General features: G+C 35.7%; 20 protein-coding genes. 8 read left to right on the forward strand and 12 right to left on the reverse strand.

Annotated elements, in window-relative coordinates; translation table 11 throughout:
* Window positions 1–65: 65 nt before the first annotated feature.
* Window positions 66–1,385, reverse strand: coding sequence for an aminopeptidase P N-terminal domain-containing protein (locus tag AC6EJB_RS05890; RefSeq protein ID WP_498492915.1), 1,320 nt, complete (start codon window positions 1,383–1,385; stop codon window positions 66–68).
* 95 nt (window positions 1,386–1,480) lie between these two features.
* On the opposite strand from AC6EJB_RS05890, the gene AC6EJB_RS05895 reads away from it, so the two are divergent.
* Genes AC6EJB_RS05895 through AC6EJB_RS05910 form a run of 4 tightly spaced genes read left to right on the forward strand, consistent with a single transcriptional unit; the run spans window position 1,481 to window position 6,073 of the window.
* Complete coding sequence (locus tag AC6EJB_RS05895; protein ID WP_498492917.1) at window positions 1,481–2,473, forward strand: CNNM domain-containing protein; 993 nt, start codon at window positions 1,481–1,483, stop codon at window positions 2,471–2,473.
* Window positions 2,470–3,792 (forward strand): GTP-binding protein, encoded by a 1,323-nt coding sequence (locus tag AC6EJB_RS05900; protein ID WP_498492919.1) that lies wholly within the window; start codon window positions 2,470–2,472, stop codon window positions 3,790–3,792. Before AC6EJB_RS05895 ends, AC6EJB_RS05900 begins: the two co-directional genes overlap by 4 nt.
* Window positions 3,789–4,373 (forward strand): nicotinate-nucleotide adenylyltransferase, encoded by a 585-nt coding sequence (locus AC6EJB_RS05905; RefSeq protein ID WP_498492921.1) that lies wholly within the window; start codon window positions 3,789–3,791, stop codon window positions 4,371–4,373. Before AC6EJB_RS05900 ends, AC6EJB_RS05905 begins: the two co-directional genes overlap by 4 nt.
* A complete protein-coding gene (locus AC6EJB_RS05910; protein WP_498492923.1) occupies window positions 4,373–6,073 on the forward strand; it encodes an NAD+ synthase in 1,701 nt (566 codons plus the stop codon). The genes AC6EJB_RS05905 and AC6EJB_RS05910 overlap by 1 nt, the downstream gene beginning before the upstream one ends.
* A 22-nt stretch (window positions 6,074–6,095) precedes the next feature.
* On the opposite strand, the gene AC6EJB_RS05915 is transcribed toward AC6EJB_RS05910, so the two are convergent.
* The 10 genes from AC6EJB_RS05915 to AC6EJB_RS05960 all read right to left on the reverse strand — a co-directional run bounded on the left by AC6EJB_RS05915 (window position 6,096) and on the right by AC6EJB_RS05960 (window position 13,427).
* On the reverse strand, window positions 6,096–7,202 hold the full coding sequence (locus AC6EJB_RS05915; protein ID WP_498492925.1) for a DUF3326 domain-containing protein: 1,107 nt from the start codon (window positions 7,200–7,202) through the stop codon (window positions 6,096–6,098).
* A gap of 7 nt (window positions 7,203–7,209) precedes the next feature.
* Window positions 7,210–7,437 carry a DUF8621 family protein gene (locus AC6EJB_RS05920; protein WP_498492927.1) on the reverse strand — a complete coding sequence of 76 codons (228 nt, stop codon included), beginning with the start codon at window positions 7,435–7,437 and terminating at the stop codon, window positions 7,210–7,212.
* A gap of 53 nt (window positions 7,438–7,490) precedes the next feature.
* Window positions 7,491–8,441, reverse strand: a complete 951-nt coding sequence (locus AC6EJB_RS05925; RefSeq protein ID WP_498492929.1) for a F0F1 ATP synthase subunit gamma — start codon at window positions 8,439–8,441, stop codon at window positions 7,491–7,493.
* Window positions 8,442–8,472: 31 nt separating this feature from the next.
* Window positions 8,473–9,987 carry a F0F1 ATP synthase subunit alpha gene (atpA, locus tag AC6EJB_RS05930; RefSeq protein WP_498492930.1) on the reverse strand — a complete coding sequence of 505 codons (1,515 nt, stop codon included), beginning with the start codon at window positions 9,985–9,987 and terminating at the stop codon, window positions 8,473–8,475.
* 61 nt (window positions 9,988–10,048) lie between these two features.
* The gene (gene atpH / locus AC6EJB_RS05935; RefSeq protein WP_498492931.1) at window positions 10,049–10,597 is read right to left on the reverse strand and encodes an ATP synthase F1 subunit delta; all 549 of its coding nucleotides are present in this window, start codon (window positions 10,595–10,597) and stop codon (window positions 10,049–10,051) included.
* Window positions 10,597–11,109, reverse strand: a complete 513-nt coding sequence (locus AC6EJB_RS05940; RefSeq protein ID WP_498492933.1) for a F0F1 ATP synthase subunit B — start codon at window positions 11,107–11,109, stop codon at window positions 10,597–10,599. The genes atpH and AC6EJB_RS05940 overlap by 1 nt, the downstream gene beginning before the upstream one ends.
* The gene (locus tag AC6EJB_RS05945) at window positions 11,106–11,567 is read right to left on the reverse strand and encodes a F0F1 ATP synthase subunit B' (protein WP_498492934.1); all 462 of its coding nucleotides are present in this window, start codon (window positions 11,565–11,567) and stop codon (window positions 11,106–11,108) included. The genes AC6EJB_RS05940 and AC6EJB_RS05945 overlap by 4 nt, the downstream gene beginning before the upstream one ends.
* A gap of 124 nt (window positions 11,568–11,691) precedes the next feature.
* Window positions 11,692–11,940: an ATP synthase F0 subunit C gene (atpE, locus tag AC6EJB_RS05950; protein WP_011125758.1), complete on the reverse strand. Its 249-nt coding sequence runs from the start codon at window positions 11,938–11,940 to the stop codon at window positions 11,692–11,694.
* A gap of 168 nt (window positions 11,941–12,108) precedes the next feature.
* Complete coding sequence (gene atpB / locus AC6EJB_RS05955) at window positions 12,109–12,834, reverse strand: F0F1 ATP synthase subunit A (RefSeq protein ID WP_498492936.1); 726 nt, start codon at window positions 12,832–12,834, stop codon at window positions 12,109–12,111.
* A gap of 77 nt (window positions 12,835–12,911) precedes the next feature.
* Window positions 12,912–13,427: an ATP synthase subunit I gene (locus AC6EJB_RS05960; protein WP_498492938.1), complete on the reverse strand. Its 516-nt coding sequence runs from the start codon at window positions 13,425–13,427 to the stop codon at window positions 12,912–12,914.
* 329 nt (window positions 13,428–13,756) lie between these two features.
* On the opposite strand from AC6EJB_RS05960, the gene AC6EJB_RS05965 reads away from it, so the two are divergent.
* Genes AC6EJB_RS05965 through AC6EJB_RS05975 form a run of 3 tightly spaced genes read left to right on the forward strand, consistent with a single transcriptional unit; the run spans window position 13,757 to window position 17,034 of the window.
* Window positions 13,757–14,968: an FtsW/RodA/SpoVE family cell cycle protein gene (locus AC6EJB_RS05965; protein ID WP_498490440.1), complete on the forward strand. Its 1,212-nt coding sequence runs from the start codon at window positions 13,757–13,759 to the stop codon at window positions 14,966–14,968.
* Between the two features lie 39 nt (window positions 14,969–15,007).
* Entirely contained in the window at window positions 15,008–15,748 is a 741-nt protein-coding gene (locus AC6EJB_RS05970) for a cytochrome c biogenesis CcdA family protein (protein ID WP_498490441.1), read from the forward strand.
* Window positions 15,749–15,753: 5 nt separating this feature from the next.
* Window positions 15,754–17,034 (forward strand): cytochrome c biogenesis ResB family protein, encoded by a 1,281-nt coding sequence (locus AC6EJB_RS05975; protein WP_498490442.1) that lies wholly within the window; start codon window positions 15,754–15,756, stop codon window positions 17,032–17,034.
* On the opposite strand, the gene queF is transcribed toward AC6EJB_RS05975, so the two are convergent.
* On the reverse strand, window positions 17,023–17,409 hold the full coding sequence (gene queF, locus AC6EJB_RS05980) for a preQ(1) synthase (protein ID WP_498492978.1): 387 nt from the start codon (window positions 17,407–17,409) through the stop codon (window positions 17,023–17,025). The genes AC6EJB_RS05975 and queF overlap by 12 nt on opposite strands.
* A gap of 214 nt (window positions 17,410–17,623) precedes the next feature.
* On the opposite strand from queF, the gene AC6EJB_RS05985 reads away from it, so the two are divergent.
* On the forward strand, window positions 17,624–17,851 hold the full coding sequence (locus AC6EJB_RS05985) for a hypothetical protein (RefSeq protein WP_498490443.1): 228 nt from the start codon (window positions 17,624–17,626) through the stop codon (window positions 17,849–17,851).
* Window positions 17,852–17,876 lie beyond the last annotated feature (25 nt).

Genomic DNA, 17,876 nt, shown 5'->3' on the forward strand with positions numbered 1-17,876 from the left:
ATTGGAATATATTCATTAAGTTTTGAGAGTTCAAACTGATTAGCTTCACTTAAAACTCACTTAAATCAATTTTCTAAATCAATCAAGTTTTTAACGGCACTACTGCTCAGCACCTCGACAGAATCTTTTGATACCAATACATCATCCTCGATACGTATTCCAATACCCTTCCATCTTTCGTCTATCTCAGGCTGACCCTTCGGAACTGCTAACCGATCACTGATATAAATACCAGGCTCAACGGTTAAAACAATGCCAGGTTCAAGATTTAAATGATAATCACCTAGCCTATATGCTCCTACATCATGCACATCAAGGCCTAACCAATGACCTGTTCGATGCATATACAAGTGAGAATAGGCTTCTTGTTCAATAATCGAATCAACATCGCCAACAAGCAAACCAATATCAACCAATCCCTCAACAAGGTGTTTTAAAGCAGTCAAATGAACATTGTCTGCATTATTACCTGGTCGAACACATTCAATTGCGGATGTTTGAGCTTGAAGAACAATTTCATATAAAGCTCTTTGTTCTCCAGAAAACTTTCCATTGACTGGAAAGGTTCTTGTTATGTCACCATTGTAATAATCATCCAAAGAGCAACCTGCATCTATCAAAACAAGGTCTCCATTTTTTATTTGTGAATTATTTGCTGTGTAATGAAGAACACATGCATTATCACCTGAAGCAACTATTGAGCCATAAGCAGGACCTCGAGTCCCTTTCTCAAGAAAAATTTTTTCTATTTGAGCTTGTAAATCTCTTTCATTCATTCCTGGTCGAGCAAATTCTCTAACAAATTCATGTGCCTCTGCGGAAATTTGTGAGGCAATACGCATCCTTTCTATTTCAAAATTATCCTTTCGAAGTCTCATATCATGAAGTATTGGGCAAGGTGCAATCATAGAAAATGGAGAGAAGCCACTTCTAGGAAGTTTTTGTAAATGTTCTGACCAAATTTTCAAAACCAAAGGTTCCAAATGTGAATGTTTCCCAACTCGAAAGGCAATCCCATCAGCCCCCTCTAGATAATGAGGCAAAAGACTTGGCAGCTCAGTCAAAGGATGAGATATATCAACATCAAAATTGTCTAAGACACCTTTTGTTCCCCATCTAAAACCTGTCCAGATCTCTGCCGAGGATTCTTTGGGTAAGACAAATAATACATATTGTTCTCCCTTTGGTTTATGGGGTAAAAACAAAGCCACTGCGTTTGGCTCGTCAAACCCAGTTAAGTACCAAAAGTCGCTATTCTGCCTGAATGGATACTCACAATCTGCATGATGAGTGACTAATTCTGCAGCAGGAATAATGGCCGCATAAGAACCTAAATGTGACAAAAATATGTTTCTACGCCCACGAAAAATGTTTGAATCAGCCACAAAAATACTCCTATTTACTATTTAGGATGGCAAGAGAACTAACTTAGTGGAAAAATAAAAGCAAAAGATCCTTATTCTTTAAAAATCACTAGGGGATGAGCCAAGACATTCTGCTCTTAACTGCTCTTGTTGTAGTTGTTTTAATAGGTTCTGCAATGTGCTCAGGAATAGAAGCAGCATTGTTAGCAGTAAACCCATTACGCGTTCATGAACTTGCTAGAAGAACTCCAAAAGTCCTAGGAGCTAGAAGACTAGAAAAATTACGTCACAGACTTGGGCGTACTTTAACTGTAGTAACAATTGCTAATAACAGTTTTAATATTTTTGGAAGTTTGATGGTTGGTAGCTATGCAAGTTTCATCTTTCAAAATAAAATTGGATATCTGATGCCCATTTTTTCAATTAGCCTAACTGTACTTGTTTTACTTCTTGGAGAAATTGTACCTAAAGCTCTTGGCACAAGGCTTGCGTTGCAAATAAGTTTAACTAGCGCTCCTATACTTGATTTATTAAGCATCATAATGCGACCATTGCTAATTTTTCTTGAACGTCTACTACCAATTATTACGGCCAAAAGCGAACTAACAACTGATGAAGAAGAAATCAGGCAAATGGCTAAACTTGGTTCTCAAATAGGTCAAATAGAAGCAGACGAAGCAGCAATGATATCCAAAGTTTTCCAGTTAAATGATCTTACTGCTAAGGATTTAATGACTCCACGGGTTGCGGCTCCAACACTTCCAGGAGGAGTTTCACTGAAATCTGTTAAGTCAAACTTATTAGAGAATAATTCAACATGGTGGGTAGTTTTAGGGGAGGAAGTAGATAAGATCGTTGGCGTCGCTAATCGCGAAAAACTTTTAACCTCTTTACTTCAAGGCGACTCTCATCTGACCCCATACGATCTAAGTGAGAATGTAGAGTTTGTACCAGAAATGATTAGAGTAGATAGACTTCTTCTTGGCTTTAATGACGACAAAAAGGGAGTTAGAGTCGTGGTAGATGAATTTGGAGGATTTGTTGGATTAATTGGTGCAGAAGCTGTCTTGGCAGTTTTAGCTGGTTGGTGGAGGAAATCTAATAAATGATTTACAAAAAAAATATGTCTTTAAGATGTAAGTTTTTAATTAAACAATGGAAAAAAAATTTAAACCTTACTAATTATGAGAAAACAAAATACAGTGATCTATTAAAGCAAATTGACTTTCAAATAAAAAAATTAGATCAAAAAGAACTTCAGGTATCAGTATATGGAAGAGTGGGAGTTGGGAAATCAAGTTTATTAAATGCATTAATTGAAAAGCAAGTATTTGAAACAGATATAATTAACGGGAATACCAAGACACTTCAATCTCATAAATGGCACAAATCATTTAAAAGCCTAAACAGTGTTGAACTAATAGACTCACCAGGTATAGATGAAATAAATAATCCTAATAAAGAAGAAATAAATTTTAATTATGTATTAAATACAGATTTAATTCTTTTTGTAATTGATAGTGATATAACACGAATCGATTTAAATTCAATAGAAGAGCTTTTAAGGCATAATAAACCGATACTAATAGTATTAAATCGTTGTGACCAATGGACTACAAGAGAGGCAAAATTAATTCTTTCAAGTATCCATAAAAAATTATCATTTTATCAACATAAACTGAAAATTGCTCTTGTTGCATCATGTCCAAGGGAAGCCAAAATAAAAACAGACGGTACTATTAGAAGTGAGCAAAAATCTCCTAAAGTAGATATCCTTAAAAGGGAGCTTAAAGATATAATTGATCAAAGTGGTGAATTACTTATTTGTATAAATAGCTTAAGGATTGCAGACCAATTTTACAAATTACTTAAAGAGAATCGACTGCTGAAAAAGAAAGAAGCTGCGCAAACTTTAATTGGTAAATATGCAACTTTAAAAGCCTCTGGAGTAGCAATTAATCCCTTTCTAATGATTGATCTTATTACTGGTCTTGCTTTTGATAGTGCCCTTGTTATCCAATTAAGTAAATTATATGGGTTAGAAGTAAGTGGTCCTTCCGCTAGACAATTAGTAAAAAATCTTAGTTTACAAAATTCATTACTTGGGGGTGCTCAAATCGGCATCCAAATTACTTTAAATCTTTTCAAGAAAATACTTATCCTTGCTGCACCGCTTACTGGAGGAGTCACCCTTGCGCCTACCGCTCCGATAGCAATTGTACAAGCAGCTATTGCTATCCATGCAACAAAAGTAATAGGGCGTCTCGCTGCTTATAAATTTCTAATGGGTACAAATAGGTATGATGGAAGGCCTCAATCAATGTTGAAATATCTTCTTAAAAAAAATACAGACTTAAGAATAATGCTTTGTGATTTTAGATTTTCCACATCAAGTCTAGACAAAAATAAAAATCTTTTATTGCCATGATAGCCAAAATCAATTCAATAGCCTTATTTGGCACGAGCGCTGATCCACCAACTTTGGGTCATCAAGCTTTATTGTGTGAATTAACAAAAATCTTCCCAAAAGTTATCACATGGGCTAGTGATAACCCTGATAAGAATCATAAAATTCCACTTCTTAAAAGAACTGAGCTTTTAAAAATTTTGGTAAAAGAGATATCAGATCCAAAGTTAGAGCTCGTTCAAGAACTGAGTAGCCCTAGAGCTATTTATACTTTAAAAAAAGCTTTACGACTATGGCCCAAAGCAAGTTTTAGTTTTGTAATTGGTAGTGATTTAGCTATTCAAGTTCCAAAATGGCTTAATGCTACATCAATTCTCAACAAAGCAACAATAGCGATCGCAATGAGGGATGGATGGCCAATTAGAGAGAAACAATTAGAAGAGATTAAAAAACTTGGAGGTAAAATTGATCTATTACCTTTTAATATACCTGAATCATCAAGTTCAAAATTTAGAGAGAGACCGCAAGAAATACTTGTTCCTCAAGGGCTTGTTCCATTACTACTTGAAGAAAATCTATATGGTCTAGCAGATAACAGATAATGAAATTCGCATTGGCCCAACTCAATCCAGTCATTGGAGACCTCGATGGTAATGCAGAGAAAATTTTTGAAGCATGCAAAAAGATCAAAAGTAAAGAAGTGAATCTAGTAATAACACCAGAGCTCTCTTTGATCGGCTACCCTCCAAAAGACTTATTATTTAATCCACGACTTTTTAAAGAGGAAAAAGATATTTTAAATAACTTAAGCAAAAGAATAAGTAATCTTAGCCAAAACCTATCTGTATTAATTGGGATAGCAGAACCAACTCCAGATTTAGAAATTCCCAAACTCTACAATTCAGTAGCTATTTTAGAAAAGGGTAATTGGAAAATCATAGCAAGAAAGCAACTTCTACCCACTTATGATGTATTTGATGAGAAACGTTATTTTCGTTCTGCAGACAATAGTAGTGTTTTAAATTTTACTTACCAAGAACAACTTTGGAAGATTGGAATAACTATTTGTGAAGATATTTGGGTAGAGGAAAACCTACAAAACGAAAAGATATTAGGGAAAGATCCTATAAAATCTCTAGAAAAAGAAAAGTTGGATTTACTTATCAATCTTTCAGCTTCTCCATTTATTCAATCAAAAAGTTTATTACGCCAACAAATTGCAGCTAAAGCAGCTATTCGTCTTTCATGCCCAGTGATGTATGTCAATCAAGTAGGAGGGAATGATGAATTAATCTTTGACGGTTCTAGTTTTGCTCTTAATAAAAAAGGCAAGTTACAACTAGAACTTCCTGCCTTTAAAGAGTCAGTCTCTCTTTGTGATATTACTTCGCTAAAACGACAATCTTCCATTTTAAGAACAGATCCAACATCACAAGAAGTCCTTTTTAGAGCTTTAGTTCTTGGAGTTAAAGATTATGCAAAAAAATGTAATTTCAATAGTGCCATTATTGGATTAAGTGGGGGTATCGACTCAGCTCTAGTAGCAACTATTGCAGTAGCAGCTTTAGGAATCTCTAAAGTTCATGCGATTTTAATGCCTTCTCCATGGAGTTCGGTAGGTTCTATAAAAGATGCAACGGCATTAGCTAATCGTCTTGGAATAAATCATCAAAAGATTCCGATCGCAGATGTAATGAATAGTTTTAACGATGTTTTATCCGATTCAACATGGGGAATCCCAACCGGTATCACAGCTGAAAATCTACAATCTCGTATTAGAGGTACAATATTGATGGCTATAGCAAATCAAAAAAAACATTTGCTTCTATCTACAGGAAACAAATCAGAATTGGCCGTAGGATATTGCACTCTTTACGGAGACATGAACGGTGGCTTATCTGTAATTGGAGATCTTTATAAGACAAGTGTATTTGATCTATGTAATTGGATAGATAGTGAGTCTTCATCCAATTGTAGGAATGATTTCTTTCTCCCTGAAAAAGGAGAAATTATAAGCTCTGAAATAAGAAACAAGCCTCCCAGCGCTGAATTACGACCAGAACAATTAGACAGCGACTCTTTGCCTGATTATTTCATTCTTGATCCAATACTAAAAGGGTTAATTGAACAACATTTACCAACTGAAGTTTTAATAGAGAAAGGATTTGACAAAAAAATTGTAGATAAAGTAGCCAACTTATTAAAGAACGCCGAATTCAAACGTTATCAAGCACCTCCTTTATTGAAAATAAGTAATCAAGCTTTTGGAAGTGGGTGGAAAAAGCCAATAGCCTCAAAATAAATCTTTTAATTTACTTCTATTCTTAATTCAATTCTTTTACGCAATCAATTGGTCTTCGTAGAGACATAATATTAATCCCTTGACGTAAAGCTGTTATTAGTCCTGCAGCCTCTAAATAATTCTCAGCATATAAAATATTCTTATTTTTATCACCACTTAAGTAATCTAGCCTCATCTTTGTAGAGCTAACATTTAATACTCCTTTATTAGAAACTATTATCAAAGGTATAAATCTTTCGAGACATGACAAAACCGCTTCGCCACCTAGTGCTCCCTGTGGCACAACAACGGCTCCTAAATCCTTATTACTTAATAAAGTTTTCATCGTAAAAAAATCATTTGCTTTGGTTTTCATTGTTGACTTACTAATCAGATCGGGGGCACGACTAAGACCAACTAAAACACTTTGCAAAAATGTATATCCTATCTCTTCTCCAGAGGTGCGAGGATCTAGATCATAATCAATTGGTAAGGGTGCTAACCCGGGTGCATGTGCACATGGAATCAATAAATGTTTTACAAGAAAATGACTTATTACAGCTTCAACTCCTGCAATGATATCTACACCATTACCTTGTCGATAAAGTTTAGTTTCTAATTCATCACTATCATCAGGAAAGCGAGTTATCACAGCAATTGCTGTTGCACCAGCTTTTTTAAGTTTTTCAGCTCCTCTCAAGAGGACGTCTGGTTCTTTGATAATTCCCCAACTTGAGCCACTTAAACCTTTTTTTAGATTAATTCGTATAGCTCTTTCAGTGGTAATTACAGGGCCAATATCTAGTCCTAAACTTGCTACACAGCCATCAGCAACTTGTAAATGTCTTTTCTTTAATTCAGACTCTATGCCAGCATCTAACAGTATACCTACTTTTTGTTGCCTTACTGGTTTTAGAAAAACTTCTCCAGCGGCAAAAAGATTTAAACTATATCCTTCTACATATTGGATACAAGTATCTGGCCAATATAAAGACCCACCATTCATAACATTGGGATGAGTTATTAAACATTCGCTTACAGAAGCCAACAATCTTGCAGCAGGGATTGCATCCCCTGCATATCCACCGATATTGCATCCTATCCCAGTAGGAATAATCAATAATGTTGGTAAAGGTTCAATGTTATTCATTAAGAACTCAATTCAAGTCAGGATTAATACCTTTCCCCTTATCTTGATTAATAATCAACACAACTTCGACCGATATTATCTGGATTTTTTTTTCAGAATGAGTGGTCACTGAGGTAATAGCCCACCTAAGTGGTTCACCATATTCAATTAGCTTAGATAAAATATAGTTTTTCAAGTCAAATACACTTAATTCAGAAGGCCAATCAAGGTCCAATTCTATAAATTCAAGATTCACTTTATTAATAACTTATACTTTGAGAATTAGTAAAATCAAAGACAGATAAGAAGCTATGCTGCAGCTCCACCCACAACTTCTAAAATTTCTTGAGTAATTGCTGCCTGTCGAGCCTTGTTGTAATCAATGGTAAGGTTTTTAGCCAATTCCTTCGCATTATCACTAGCATTATTCATTGCAGTCATTCTACTCGCCAACTCTGAAGCAGCGGATTCTTGTAATGCACGTAATAATTGATTCTGTAAATAAAGAGGTAAAAGAGCATTCAAAAGTTGATCAGGACTTTGTTCAAAAACAATATCAGATGGTAATCTTGGCTCTTCATTAGAAGGAGCGGCATCTTTCTCAATAATTAATTGACTATCTTTTGTAGTTAATCTAAAAATTTCATCTTCTGAATCTGCTATCCCTTGAGGATCTAAAGGTAAAAGAGTTTGTATTGTTGGATTACAACTAACCAAACTTACAAACTTAGTAAAAATAACCTCTACTCGATCAGTACTTTCAGAAAGAAATTCTGCTAATACTTCACTAGTAATAGAGCCAGCATCCTCAGAAGTTGGAACTTGCTCCAATTCTTTGAAAGTAGCTCTTATGTTATAGAGACTTGATCTGTTCTCAAAATATCCTATCGCTTTCTTACCAATTAATACTAAGTCAGGACTATATCCTTGGCCTTTTAATTCAGCATATCGTTTCTCTGTTCGCTTAATAATATTGGCATTGTACCCCCCACATAAGCCTCTGTCCCCAGTGACTGCTAAGAGAGTAATTGTCTTTACTTCACGCCTATTAAGCAAAGGCGAGTCAGCAGCTTCAAACTGCATTCTTGATTGTATATTTTCTAAAACCCTTGCCAATCGATCAGCAAAAGGTCTACTCCTTAGAACCTGATCCTGCGCTCTACGAACTTTAGCAGCAGCAACGAGTCTCATTGCTTCTGTGATTTTTCTGGTGTTTTTGACAGATACAATTCTGTCTCTTATGTCCTTGAGGTTAGCCATAGGTGATTGTCTTTCTTAGATAGCCTTGGATTTAAGCCGCTAACATGGAGGATTTAACCTCATTAATAGCGTCTTTAAGCATTGATTCAGATGCTTCACTTAAGACTTTTTCGGAGAGAACATTTTTAATGAAATCAGCCTTATTTGTTTTTAGATAATCACGCAATTCGCGAGCAAACTTTGTCACTTCCTCCTCAGGGACCTCATCAATCAATCCTTTAACACCTGCATAAACAATCGCTACTTGTTCGGCTAAATTCAAAGGATCAAATTGAGGTTGCTTAAGAAGTTCTCTTAGCCTTTTTCCTCTACCCAATTGTTTTTGAGTAGCCTCATCAAGATCTGAAGCAAATTGAGAGAATGCAGCAAGTTCATCAAACTGAGCTAATTCAAGTTTTAATGTACCGGCAATTTTCTTAATCGCTTTCGTTTGCGCTGCTCCTCCTACTCGACTAACTGAAATACCAACGTTAATTGCTGGTCTTAATCCAGAGTTGAATAAATCTGAACTCAAGAAAATCTGACCATCAGTAATTGAAATAACATTAGTTGGTATATATGCAGAAACGTCACCAGCTTGAGTCTCAATAATAGGCAAGGAGGTCATTGATCCTGCACCCATAGCATCAGAAAGTTTTGCAGCCCTCTCAAGCAAACGACTATGACAATAAAAAACATCTCCTGGATATGCTTCACGGCCTGGTGGACGACGTAAAAGCAATGACATTTGTCTATAAGCCTGAGCTTGCTTGGTTAAGTCGTCATAAATAACTAGTGTCGCCTTACCTTGATACATAAAATGTTCAGCAATCGCTGCACCTGTATAAGGAGCTAAATATTGCAAAGCCGCAGCTTCAGATGCCCCTGCATTAACAATAATCGTGTAATCCAAAGCTCCTTTTTCTTTAAGAACTTCAACTACATTTGCAACTGATGCCTGTTTTTGACCAACAGCTACATAAACACAAACAACATCTTGACCTTTCTGGTTGATGATTGTATCTATTGCTATTGCAGTTTTGCCTGTTTGACGATCTCCAATAATCAACTCTCTCTGGCCTCTTCCAATGGGAATCATTGCATCAATTGATGTGATTCCAGTTTGCATAGGCTCATGAACTGACTTTCTTTTAATAATTCCAGGAGCTATTGACTCAATTAATCTTGAATCATTTGTAGCAATCTCCCCTTTTCCATCAATTTGTTGCCCAAGAGGATTAACAACTCTTCCAAGCATTGCCTCCCCAACTGGGACAGAAGCAATCTTTCCTGTTGCTTTTACTGTGCTTCCCTCTTGTACTCCTAAAGCTTCTCCCATCAAAACGACACCGACATTGTCATCCTCAAGGTTTAAAGCAATTCCTTCTGTTCCATCTTCGAATTCAACTAGTTCACCTGCCATAACCTTTTCAAGGCCATAAACTCTTGCGATACCATCACCAATTTGTAAAACAGTACCTACGTTGCTAACGGATACTGATTTATCGTAATCAGCGATCTGCTGTTTAAGGATTGAACTGATCTCGTCGGGACGTATAGAAACCATGGGATTAACTTAAGTTGGGGAAGATGAGAGGAAAGAGGAAAAGGAAAAAGTCAGTGGCGAATTAGCTGACCTTTGCCAAAGCAAGACCAAGTCTCCTGACTTGTCCTGCAATGCTGGCATCAATGACTTTTGATCCAACATTGACCACAAAGCCACCTAGCAATTCGGAGTCGACTTTGAGATCGATTTCCAAATTATCAGTACCGGCTATGGATTGTACTTTCTTAAGTAGCTCAGATTGTTGATCTTCATTGAGCGCTGAAGCTGAAGTAATTGTTGCTAAAGCAATATTTCTTTGTTCTCTATAGATTTCCAATAATCTTTCAAGAACAGAATTCAACAATCCAATTCTCTGTCGATCTGCCAAAAGCTTTAGAAGATTCAAGAAAGAGGGAGTTACCTGACTAGAGAAAAGCTTTTCTAGAGCTGCTTTTTTTTGATTAACCTCTAAAACTGGTGATGACATTGCATCACTAAATTCAGGGCAAGTATTCCAAATTTCTAAAATAGATTTAGCTTGAGAAACTACTTCTTCAACTTCTTTGCGGCTTTCTGCCACTTGAAGGAAAGCTTCAGCGTATGGAGTAGTAATTGTATTTAGTAGTGGCATTAGTTATCTCCAATATTTTTAATTGACTGTTTAAGAAAATTGTCTTGAGTATTTGAATCTAACTTTTTAGGAAGCATTTCTAATGCTTTTTGAATAGCTAGTTCTGCAGCCTCTTTTCTTAATTGAGAAGTAACCCTTGCAGCTTCAGCATTTAAGTCAGATGCTGCACCTTGTTTGATTCTTGCCATTTCCTCTACAGTCCTTTTTTCGCTCTCTAGACGAATTGCTTCTGCTCTAACTTTACAATCACTTCTTATTTTGTCTGCTTTTTGCTTCGCTGAGGCAAGTTCCTCTTTTGCTTGTGAAAGAGAATCTTGCGCTTGAGCTAAGCGCTCTTCTGATTCTTTCAAATCAGAAAGAATTGAAGTCCTTCGTTTCTCAAGAATTTTTCCTAAAAAACCAGGCAAGAACTTGTAGAGGCCAAAAACAACAACTGCTAAGTTGAGAATATTGGTCTCAAAAATATTTAAGTTAAGGCCAAAGCCTTCGGTAGCGAAAATTAAAGAAGTCATTTTTTAGCCAAGAGTCTTTCAACAATCAAATCACCAAGATTGTCAGCATCGCTTTTGAGTTGATTAAGAGCTTCATCTCTTTGTGAATCAATCTCTCGCCTAGCCTTCTCTCTCGATGCATTTGCCTCTGAAGTAGCAAGAGCAAGAGCGTCCTTATAGAGATTCTCAGAATCCTGCTCTGCCTCAAGAATCACTTTCTGAGCTTCAAGACGAGCTTCTTTGAGCTGTTCTTTAAGTTCAGTCTCTAGTCGTTCGACCTCAGCGATTTTTTTCTTTGCTTCTGCCCGACTGGTATTTACATAATCCTCTCTTTCTTCTACTACCCGTCCAACAGGCTTGAAGAAAAGAGCATTAAGTATGAAAGTAAGCAATACAACCTGAACCGCCATAAGCGGAAGAGTTGCATCGAAATCAAACAGACCTCCCTCAGAGGCACCAAACAAAAACAAAGTTGGCATTAGCTAGGGGTGCAAGAATTTAAGCGGACCGAATAACGGCAATTGAAATTTGCTAAAGAATTTTCAAATTGTTGGGCTGAAAGTTAATCAATTGATCAACTCAATCAGCCCTTATTTGAAATGTTCAACCAGCAAAAGGGTTAGCGAAGAGAAGCACCAATGCAACCACAAGACCATAAATGGTAAGTGATTCCATGAAAGCGAAAGAAAGAAGCAAAGTACCTCTGATTTTTCCTTCAGCTTCTGGTTGACGGGCTATACCCTCTACTGCTCCTTGTGCAGCACTACCCTGACCGATACCAGGGCCTATTGCGCCAAGGCCTACAGCTAAACCAGCTGCAACAACTGATGCGGCGGTGGTAATGGAATCCATAATTCTGCTAAAGATGTGTAGCGCTTTAAACGCTTATAGAGTTGTGACCGGGAGTTTATACCTGCGAGGGGTGCATCTCATAGTTCTTGAGATGATAATGAAAGAATTTCAGACCTCAAAGCAGGAAATTTGCTATTGAAAAGTTAATTCAGTAGCAAAAAATTATGATTAATGATGCTCTTCAACTGCTTCCCCGATGTAATAAGCAGCAAGAGTTGCAAAAATCAGAGCTTGAATAGCACTAGTAAACAAGCCTAGAAACATAACAGGAACTGGCAGAACAAGAGGCACAAGAAAAACAAGTACCGCTACAACAAGTTCGTCCGCGAGAATGTTTCCAAATAAACGGAATGAGAGAGAGAGAGGCTTTGTAAAGTCTTCTACAATTTTGAATGGGAGCATTATTGGCGTTGGGTGAACGTAATACTCGAAGTAACGCAAACCTTTATTGCTCAAGCCCGCATAGAAATATGAGAGAGATACCAGTAGTGCTAAAGCAACAGTTGTATTTATGTCAGCTGTAGGAGCACCAAGTTCGCCACTTGGCAGTTCGATCAGCTTCCAGGGAACTAATGCTCCGCCCCAGTTGCTCACGAATATGAACAAAAAGAGGGTTCCGATGAAAGGCATCCAATCTCTGTAAACCTTTTCACCAATTTGTGTCCTTGCAAGATCACGAATGTAATCCCAAAGAAATTCCAAAAGGTTTTGAACCCCCTTTGGATCACGTTCCATTTTTTTTGTCCCAATGACTACTAAGGCAAGCAAAGCGCCTATGAGTAGCCATGAAGTCATGAAAACTTGGCCGTGAATTCTAAAATTTCCAATTTGCCAATAGAGATGTTGACCCACCTCTAATTCAGCTAAAGGAAAAACAAATGGCAAAGGACCCATTTATCTGGAAGTTAGGTTACGAAGAAAATAAAGGCCAAACAAACAAAACTTAAAAATTTGATTTCTAAATCAAGCCACTAAGGCATGGATAGAAATTGAATAATTAACGCTGGTTTATAAAGCAAAAATCCTAATAATGCCGGTATCAAATCCAATTGTGGAAATCTAGAAGATGCCAAAACCAAAAGGACAGGAACAAGCAACTGGACTTTACCGACGATTTTTGTTGAAGTACCAAGTTTTCCAATTCCACGTGCAAGCAAGCGAAAATAAAGAATTCCTGATAAAGCACCAATAAATAGGCTTGCACTAGCTTGGATTCCCCAAAAGAAACCTGCTGTGCCAACAGACAAAATTGTCAATAAAAACGTCAAACGAAATACTCGAAGTTGAAGTTCGAGATATTCATCTGATTTGACCCCGGACGATGAGTCCAATGAATCAAGATCCAGAAGAGGATCAGGACTTGAGCAATCTTCAACAATCTCAGATGCCACAAAAAACCTCCGTGTTGGAGTTTCTTGGTGATAATCGGAAGTTGAATTGCAAACAAGACACCTAAGCTCTCTGCAAAGGCCCGGGGAATCTATCACGAGACTTGCATCAAAACAAAAAAAATTCTTAATTAATAAATTGACAAATTTATTAATCTATTAATCTAAACAAAATATTTCCAATAAAACTTTACTTATAAAATCAAATTAAATAGATTAATTCTTTAAAAATTAAATTGTCATATTATCAAATTAAATAGATTAATTATCGATCTATCTATAAGCCATCTCTTTACAAACTAGTAATTAAATTTCGTCTAAAAAATTCTTGAATTTTCTTGAATTCCATAAAAAAGTAAATTAATTACACTTATAGACTTGGCAAAAATAGTTTTAAGCGGCTCAATGGGATACAAGCTTGACATCCTTTGAGTAATATTTCTAATAAAAAAATTCAATATCAGCCCAAAGAAAAAAAAATTCATCAGTCAAAAGATTGTCTGAGAAATTTAATAAATAACAAGATACTTCCATTGCCTTGGTTTTTATGGCCAAAAGAAGGGCGTTTAATTACTGGATTAATTACCTTTTGGAGCATATCAGGCATTTTTATTCTTGGATCAGCTAGCTGGTGGGTAGCCAATAGAGAAATGGGTGACGGGGCCTATTACATAAAAAGACAAATAATATGGATGGCTGCTAGTTGGAGCATTTTCTACCTAGCTATAAATATTAATCTAAAAAAATGGCTCAGGCTCTCTGGGCCATGCCTTCTTATAGGAATGGTTCTTATAGCAGCAACAAGTTTTGTCGGTAGCACAGTTAATGGTTCTACTCGATGGTTGATTATCGGACCATTACAAGTTCAACCATCCGAATTAATTAAACCTTTTATCATTCTCCAAAGTGCAAAAATTTTTGGTCAATGGAGAAGAATAAACTCAGAAAAAAAACTTTTTTGGTTAACTATTTTTGCATCTATCATTTTATTAATTATAAAGCAGCCAAATTTAAGTACAGCGGCTCTAACAGGGATATTACTTTGGATGATCGCTTTGGCAGCTGGTATTAATTTTCGCTCACTTTTCAACACTGCTCTATCAGGTGTATTTATAGGCTCAATAAGTATTCTTTCTAATGAATATCAAAAAATCCGAGTAATGTCATTTCTGAACCCATGGCAAGACCCACAAGGAAGTGGATATCAATTAGTTCAAAGTCTTTATGCTATTGGTTCAGGTGGTCTATTTGGAGAGGGTTATGGTCTTTCAATGCAAAAATTACAATATTTACCTATACAAAGTACTGATTTTATTTTTGCTGTTTATGCGGAAGAATTTGGATTCTTTGGATCTATCTTACTTTTATCATTTCTACTTTTAGTTTCATATTTGACCCTAAAAATATCGATTAATTGTAAAAATAATTACTCCAAGTTAATAGCAATTGGATCAGGAACTATTCTTGTTGGACAATCAATTATGCACTTAGCAGTTTCTTCAGGTGCAATGCCTACAACTGGTCTACCTTTGCCTTTAATAAGTTATGGGGGAAACTCATTAATTTCAAGCTTACTAATAGCTGCCTTATTGGTAAGATCATCTATTGAATCAACAGAGTTATTAGTTAAAAATCACTAAAAAAGACTTTAACTAGATAACCTAAGAAGAGATTTTAGAGTGGCAAATCTTTTTTTGAACATTTCTTCTATAAGTTTGATTCTCTCTGATTTAACTCGTCATGGCGAGCAATTAATTAATAACGGGCTAAATAATCCCAATCCCATAACAGTTCTAATAGTTTTCACAGGGGGGCTTTTAACCAGTTTAGGTCCTTGTTCATTGTCACTTTTACCAATAACAGTTGCATACTTAGCTGGATTCAAAAACAACCAGACCCCCTTACAAAGGACTATCAATTTCTGTAGCGGTATAGTCATATCTCTTGTAATACTTGGAAGTCTAAGCGGTTTTTTAGGGAAAATTTATGGTCAATTACCTGGTTTTTTCTCAATATTTATTAGTTTGCTAGCAATAACTATGGGTCTTAATCTTCTTGGTATTTTCAAATTCTCACTACCACTGGGACCTAACCCTGAAATTTGGAAAAATCAAGTACCTCCTGCACTAGCCCCAGTTTCGGCTGGCTTAGCTTTTGGATTAGCCTCCTCTCCTTGTACCACTCCTGTCCTTGCCGTACTTCTCGCCTGGGTTGCAAAAGAGGGAAACCCTATTAGTGGAATAATATTTCTTGGAAGCTTTGCAATTGGCCAAATTGTTCCTTTATTTTTTGCAGGTACTTTTGCTGCAAGCATTCCAAAATTATTATCATTTAGACGCATTGGCCAATGGGTTCCTCCCATTAGTGGAGTAATTTTATTATCGGTCGGGCTTTTAAGCCTTCTCTCTATTTGGATATAAAAGAGATGAAAAAGATTAGCCAAATTTTAAATTGGCTTTCTAGTTTAAAAATTGCGATATTACTATTATTACTAATAGCAATTTCATGTGCAGCGGGAACTATAATTCCTCAACAAGAATCGGATCAATATTATTTTGATTATTTTAATAAAAATCCTTTTCTTGGAGTAATTAATGGAAATATATTACTACTTTTAGAATTCAATCATATCTATACAAGTTTTTGGTTTTTATTACTACTCGTTTGGCTAAGTATAGCTTTAGCAGTTTGTAGCTTCAGAAGACAATTACCAATACTTAAATCTGCATTAACTTGGATAGATTATAAATCACCTCGTCAAATAGCAAAACTTGCAATTGCACAAACAATACAAACAAATAATCCTACAAAAAGCTTAAAAAAACTTACAACCAACTTAAAAGAGCAGGGATGGAATGTTAAAGAAACTGAAGGAAGAATAGCAGCTCGGCAAGGTGCAATTGGAAGGATAGGGCCTATATTAATTCATCTAGGGATGATCTTATTAATGATTGGGGCAACTTACGGATCATTAAATGGGAAAACCATAGAAAGATTTCTTGCACCTGGTAGATCAATAGATTTATTAAACAAAAATGAAGAGAAGGGATTAACTATTGAATTGCAAAAATTTCAAATTGAAAGAGACCCTCAAGGGAGAGCTGAGCAATATAGATCTATCATCAATATTATTGAACCTGATGGCAACAATAAAACAAAAGAAATTAGTGTTAATTATCCATTAAGATACAAAGGGTTAACTTTATATCAAGCTGATTGGTCAATTGCAGCAGTTACTATACAAATTAATAAAAGTCCTAAATTACAAATTCCAATAAAATCTATACCCGAGCTTGGAGAGCAAGTATGGGGAACAATAATACCTACAAAAAAAGATGGAACGGATACAATTCTATTGACAGTTAATAATGAACTTGGGCCAGTAATAATTTATGACAATGACGGTACAAAGCTAAACAGCTTAAGTATTAACAAGGAAAAAGAAATAAAAGGCTCATTAATAAAGATAATCAACATAATACCGAGTAGTGGATTACTTCTAAAGCGTGATCCAGGAGTACCTTTTGTTTATACCAGTTTTGCCATCATACTTATTGGAGGATCGCTAAGTATAATTTCTACTAAGAAAATTTGGATATTACAAGAACAAGAAAAATCTATAATTTATATAGGAGGATTGAGCAACAGAAATCTTTCTGGCCTTTCAAAAGAATTGCCTAAATTTATTAGTTGTTTAGATAATTAGATCTAAATTATTTCTATTCCCATGACATACCCTAATAATAGTGTGTACATTTCCTCTAGGATTAAAATCAGCCTCAATTTGCATCCACTTTGGAGCAGAAGCCTCAACGAGATCATCTATTATTTTATTAGCAACTTCTTCATGAGAGATTTTCTTATCACGAAAGTTATTTAAATAAAGTTTAATCGCTTTTAGTTCTATCACCTTCATATATGGCTGATATATTATTCTCAAAGTTGCAAAATCAGGATAGCCAGAGAAAGGGCACTTACATGTAAACTCAGGGAAATCTATAGAAATTTCATAATCTCTATTGGTATTAGGATTAGGAAAACAAATTAAATTCCCAGTCTCGATATTTCTCTCCCCATACATGATTTCCTTTTCATTGTCTTCTTCGCTCTTAATCACATTTAAATAGCATATTTAATTTACACACTACATAAAAGTTAGATAAAAGAAGTCAAACCAGAAATAATTTTCCCTAATTAAACAAATATCAGAAAAGTATCAAAAAGTCATTTTGTAGCAATAAGCACAAAACTTATGGGCGCTATCCCCCCTAATAGAAATACGAACAAGGTATTGAATGGACATCAATCTTTCAGATCACAGGAGAGGGATTCTAATTGAGCCAAGCAGTGTGCATGGGGTCCTTTGGCTTCAAACTCATTTTGAATCCGATAATTGGGAATCAATATGTAATGGTCTAGTAATTATTCCTATAAAAGATGCAAAAATTCTTGAGGAAGATGCAATTCAAGCTGGTCTAAATGTAACTTTCATAAGTTCTCTTAGTAAACTAGACAAAAATTGATCAAAAGCTCTCTAATATTTAAGGA

Source organism: Prochlorococcus sp. G4PB17 (assembly GCF_059772445.1).

What these genes read in the sequence shown, in the direction of transcription:
- AC6EJB_RS05895 (WP_498492917.1), top strand. Translation starts at nt 1,481, where the DNA reads ATGAGCCAAGACATTCTGCTCTTAACTGCTCTTGTTGTAGTTGTTTTA.
- AC6EJB_RS05900 (WP_498492919.1), top strand. Translation starts at nt 2,470, where the DNA reads ATGATTTACAAAAAAAATATGTCTTTAAGATGTAAGTTTTTAATTAAA.
- AC6EJB_RS05905 (WP_498492921.1), top strand. Translation starts at nt 3,789, where the DNA reads ATGATAGCCAAAATCAATTCAATAGCCTTATTTGGCACGAGCGCTGAT.
- AC6EJB_RS05910 (WP_498492923.1), top strand. Translation starts at nt 4,373, where the DNA reads ATGAAATTCGCATTGGCCCAACTCAATCCAGTCATTGGAGACCTCGAT.
- AC6EJB_RS05915 (WP_498492925.1), bottom strand. Translation starts at nt 7,202, where the DNA reads ATGAATAACATTGAACCTTTACCAACATTATTGATTATTCCTACTGGG.
- AC6EJB_RS05925 (WP_498492929.1), bottom strand. Translation starts at nt 8,441, where the DNA reads ATGGCTAACCTCAAGGACATAAGAGACAGAATTGTATCTGTCAAAAAC.
- atpA (WP_498492930.1), bottom strand. Translation starts at nt 9,987, where the DNA reads ATGGTTTCTATACGTCCCGACGAGATCAGTTCAATCCTTAAACAGCAG.
- atpH (WP_498492931.1), bottom strand. Translation starts at nt 10,597, where the DNA reads ATGCCACTACTAAATACAATTACTACTCCATACGCTGAAGCTTTCCTT.
- AC6EJB_RS05940 (WP_498492933.1), bottom strand. Translation starts at nt 11,109, where the DNA reads ATGACTTCTTTAATTTTCGCTACCGAAGGCTTTGGCCTTAACTTAAAT.
- AC6EJB_RS05945 (WP_498492934.1), bottom strand. Translation starts at nt 11,567, where the DNA reads ATGCCAACTTTGTTTTTGTTTGGTGCCTCTGAGGGAGGTCTGTTTGAT.
- atpE (WP_011125758.1), bottom strand. Translation starts at nt 11,940, where the DNA reads ATGGATTCCATTACCACCGCCGCATCAGTTGTTGCAGCTGGTTTAGCT.
- atpB (WP_498492936.1), bottom strand. Translation starts at nt 12,834, where the DNA reads ATGGGTCCTTTGCCATTTGTTTTTCCTTTAGCTGAATTAGAGGTGGGT.
- AC6EJB_RS05975 (WP_498490442.1), top strand. Translation starts at nt 15,754, where the DNA reads ATGAAAAAGATTAGCCAAATTTTAAATTGGCTTTCTAGTTTAAAAATT.
- queF (WP_498492978.1), bottom strand. Translation starts at nt 17,409, where the DNA reads ATGTATGGGGAGAGAAATATCGAGACTGGGAATTTAATTTGTTTTCCT.
- AC6EJB_RS05985 (WP_498490443.1), top strand. Translation starts at nt 17,624, where the DNA reads ATGGACATCAATCTTTCAGATCACAGGAGAGGGATTCTAATTGAGCCA.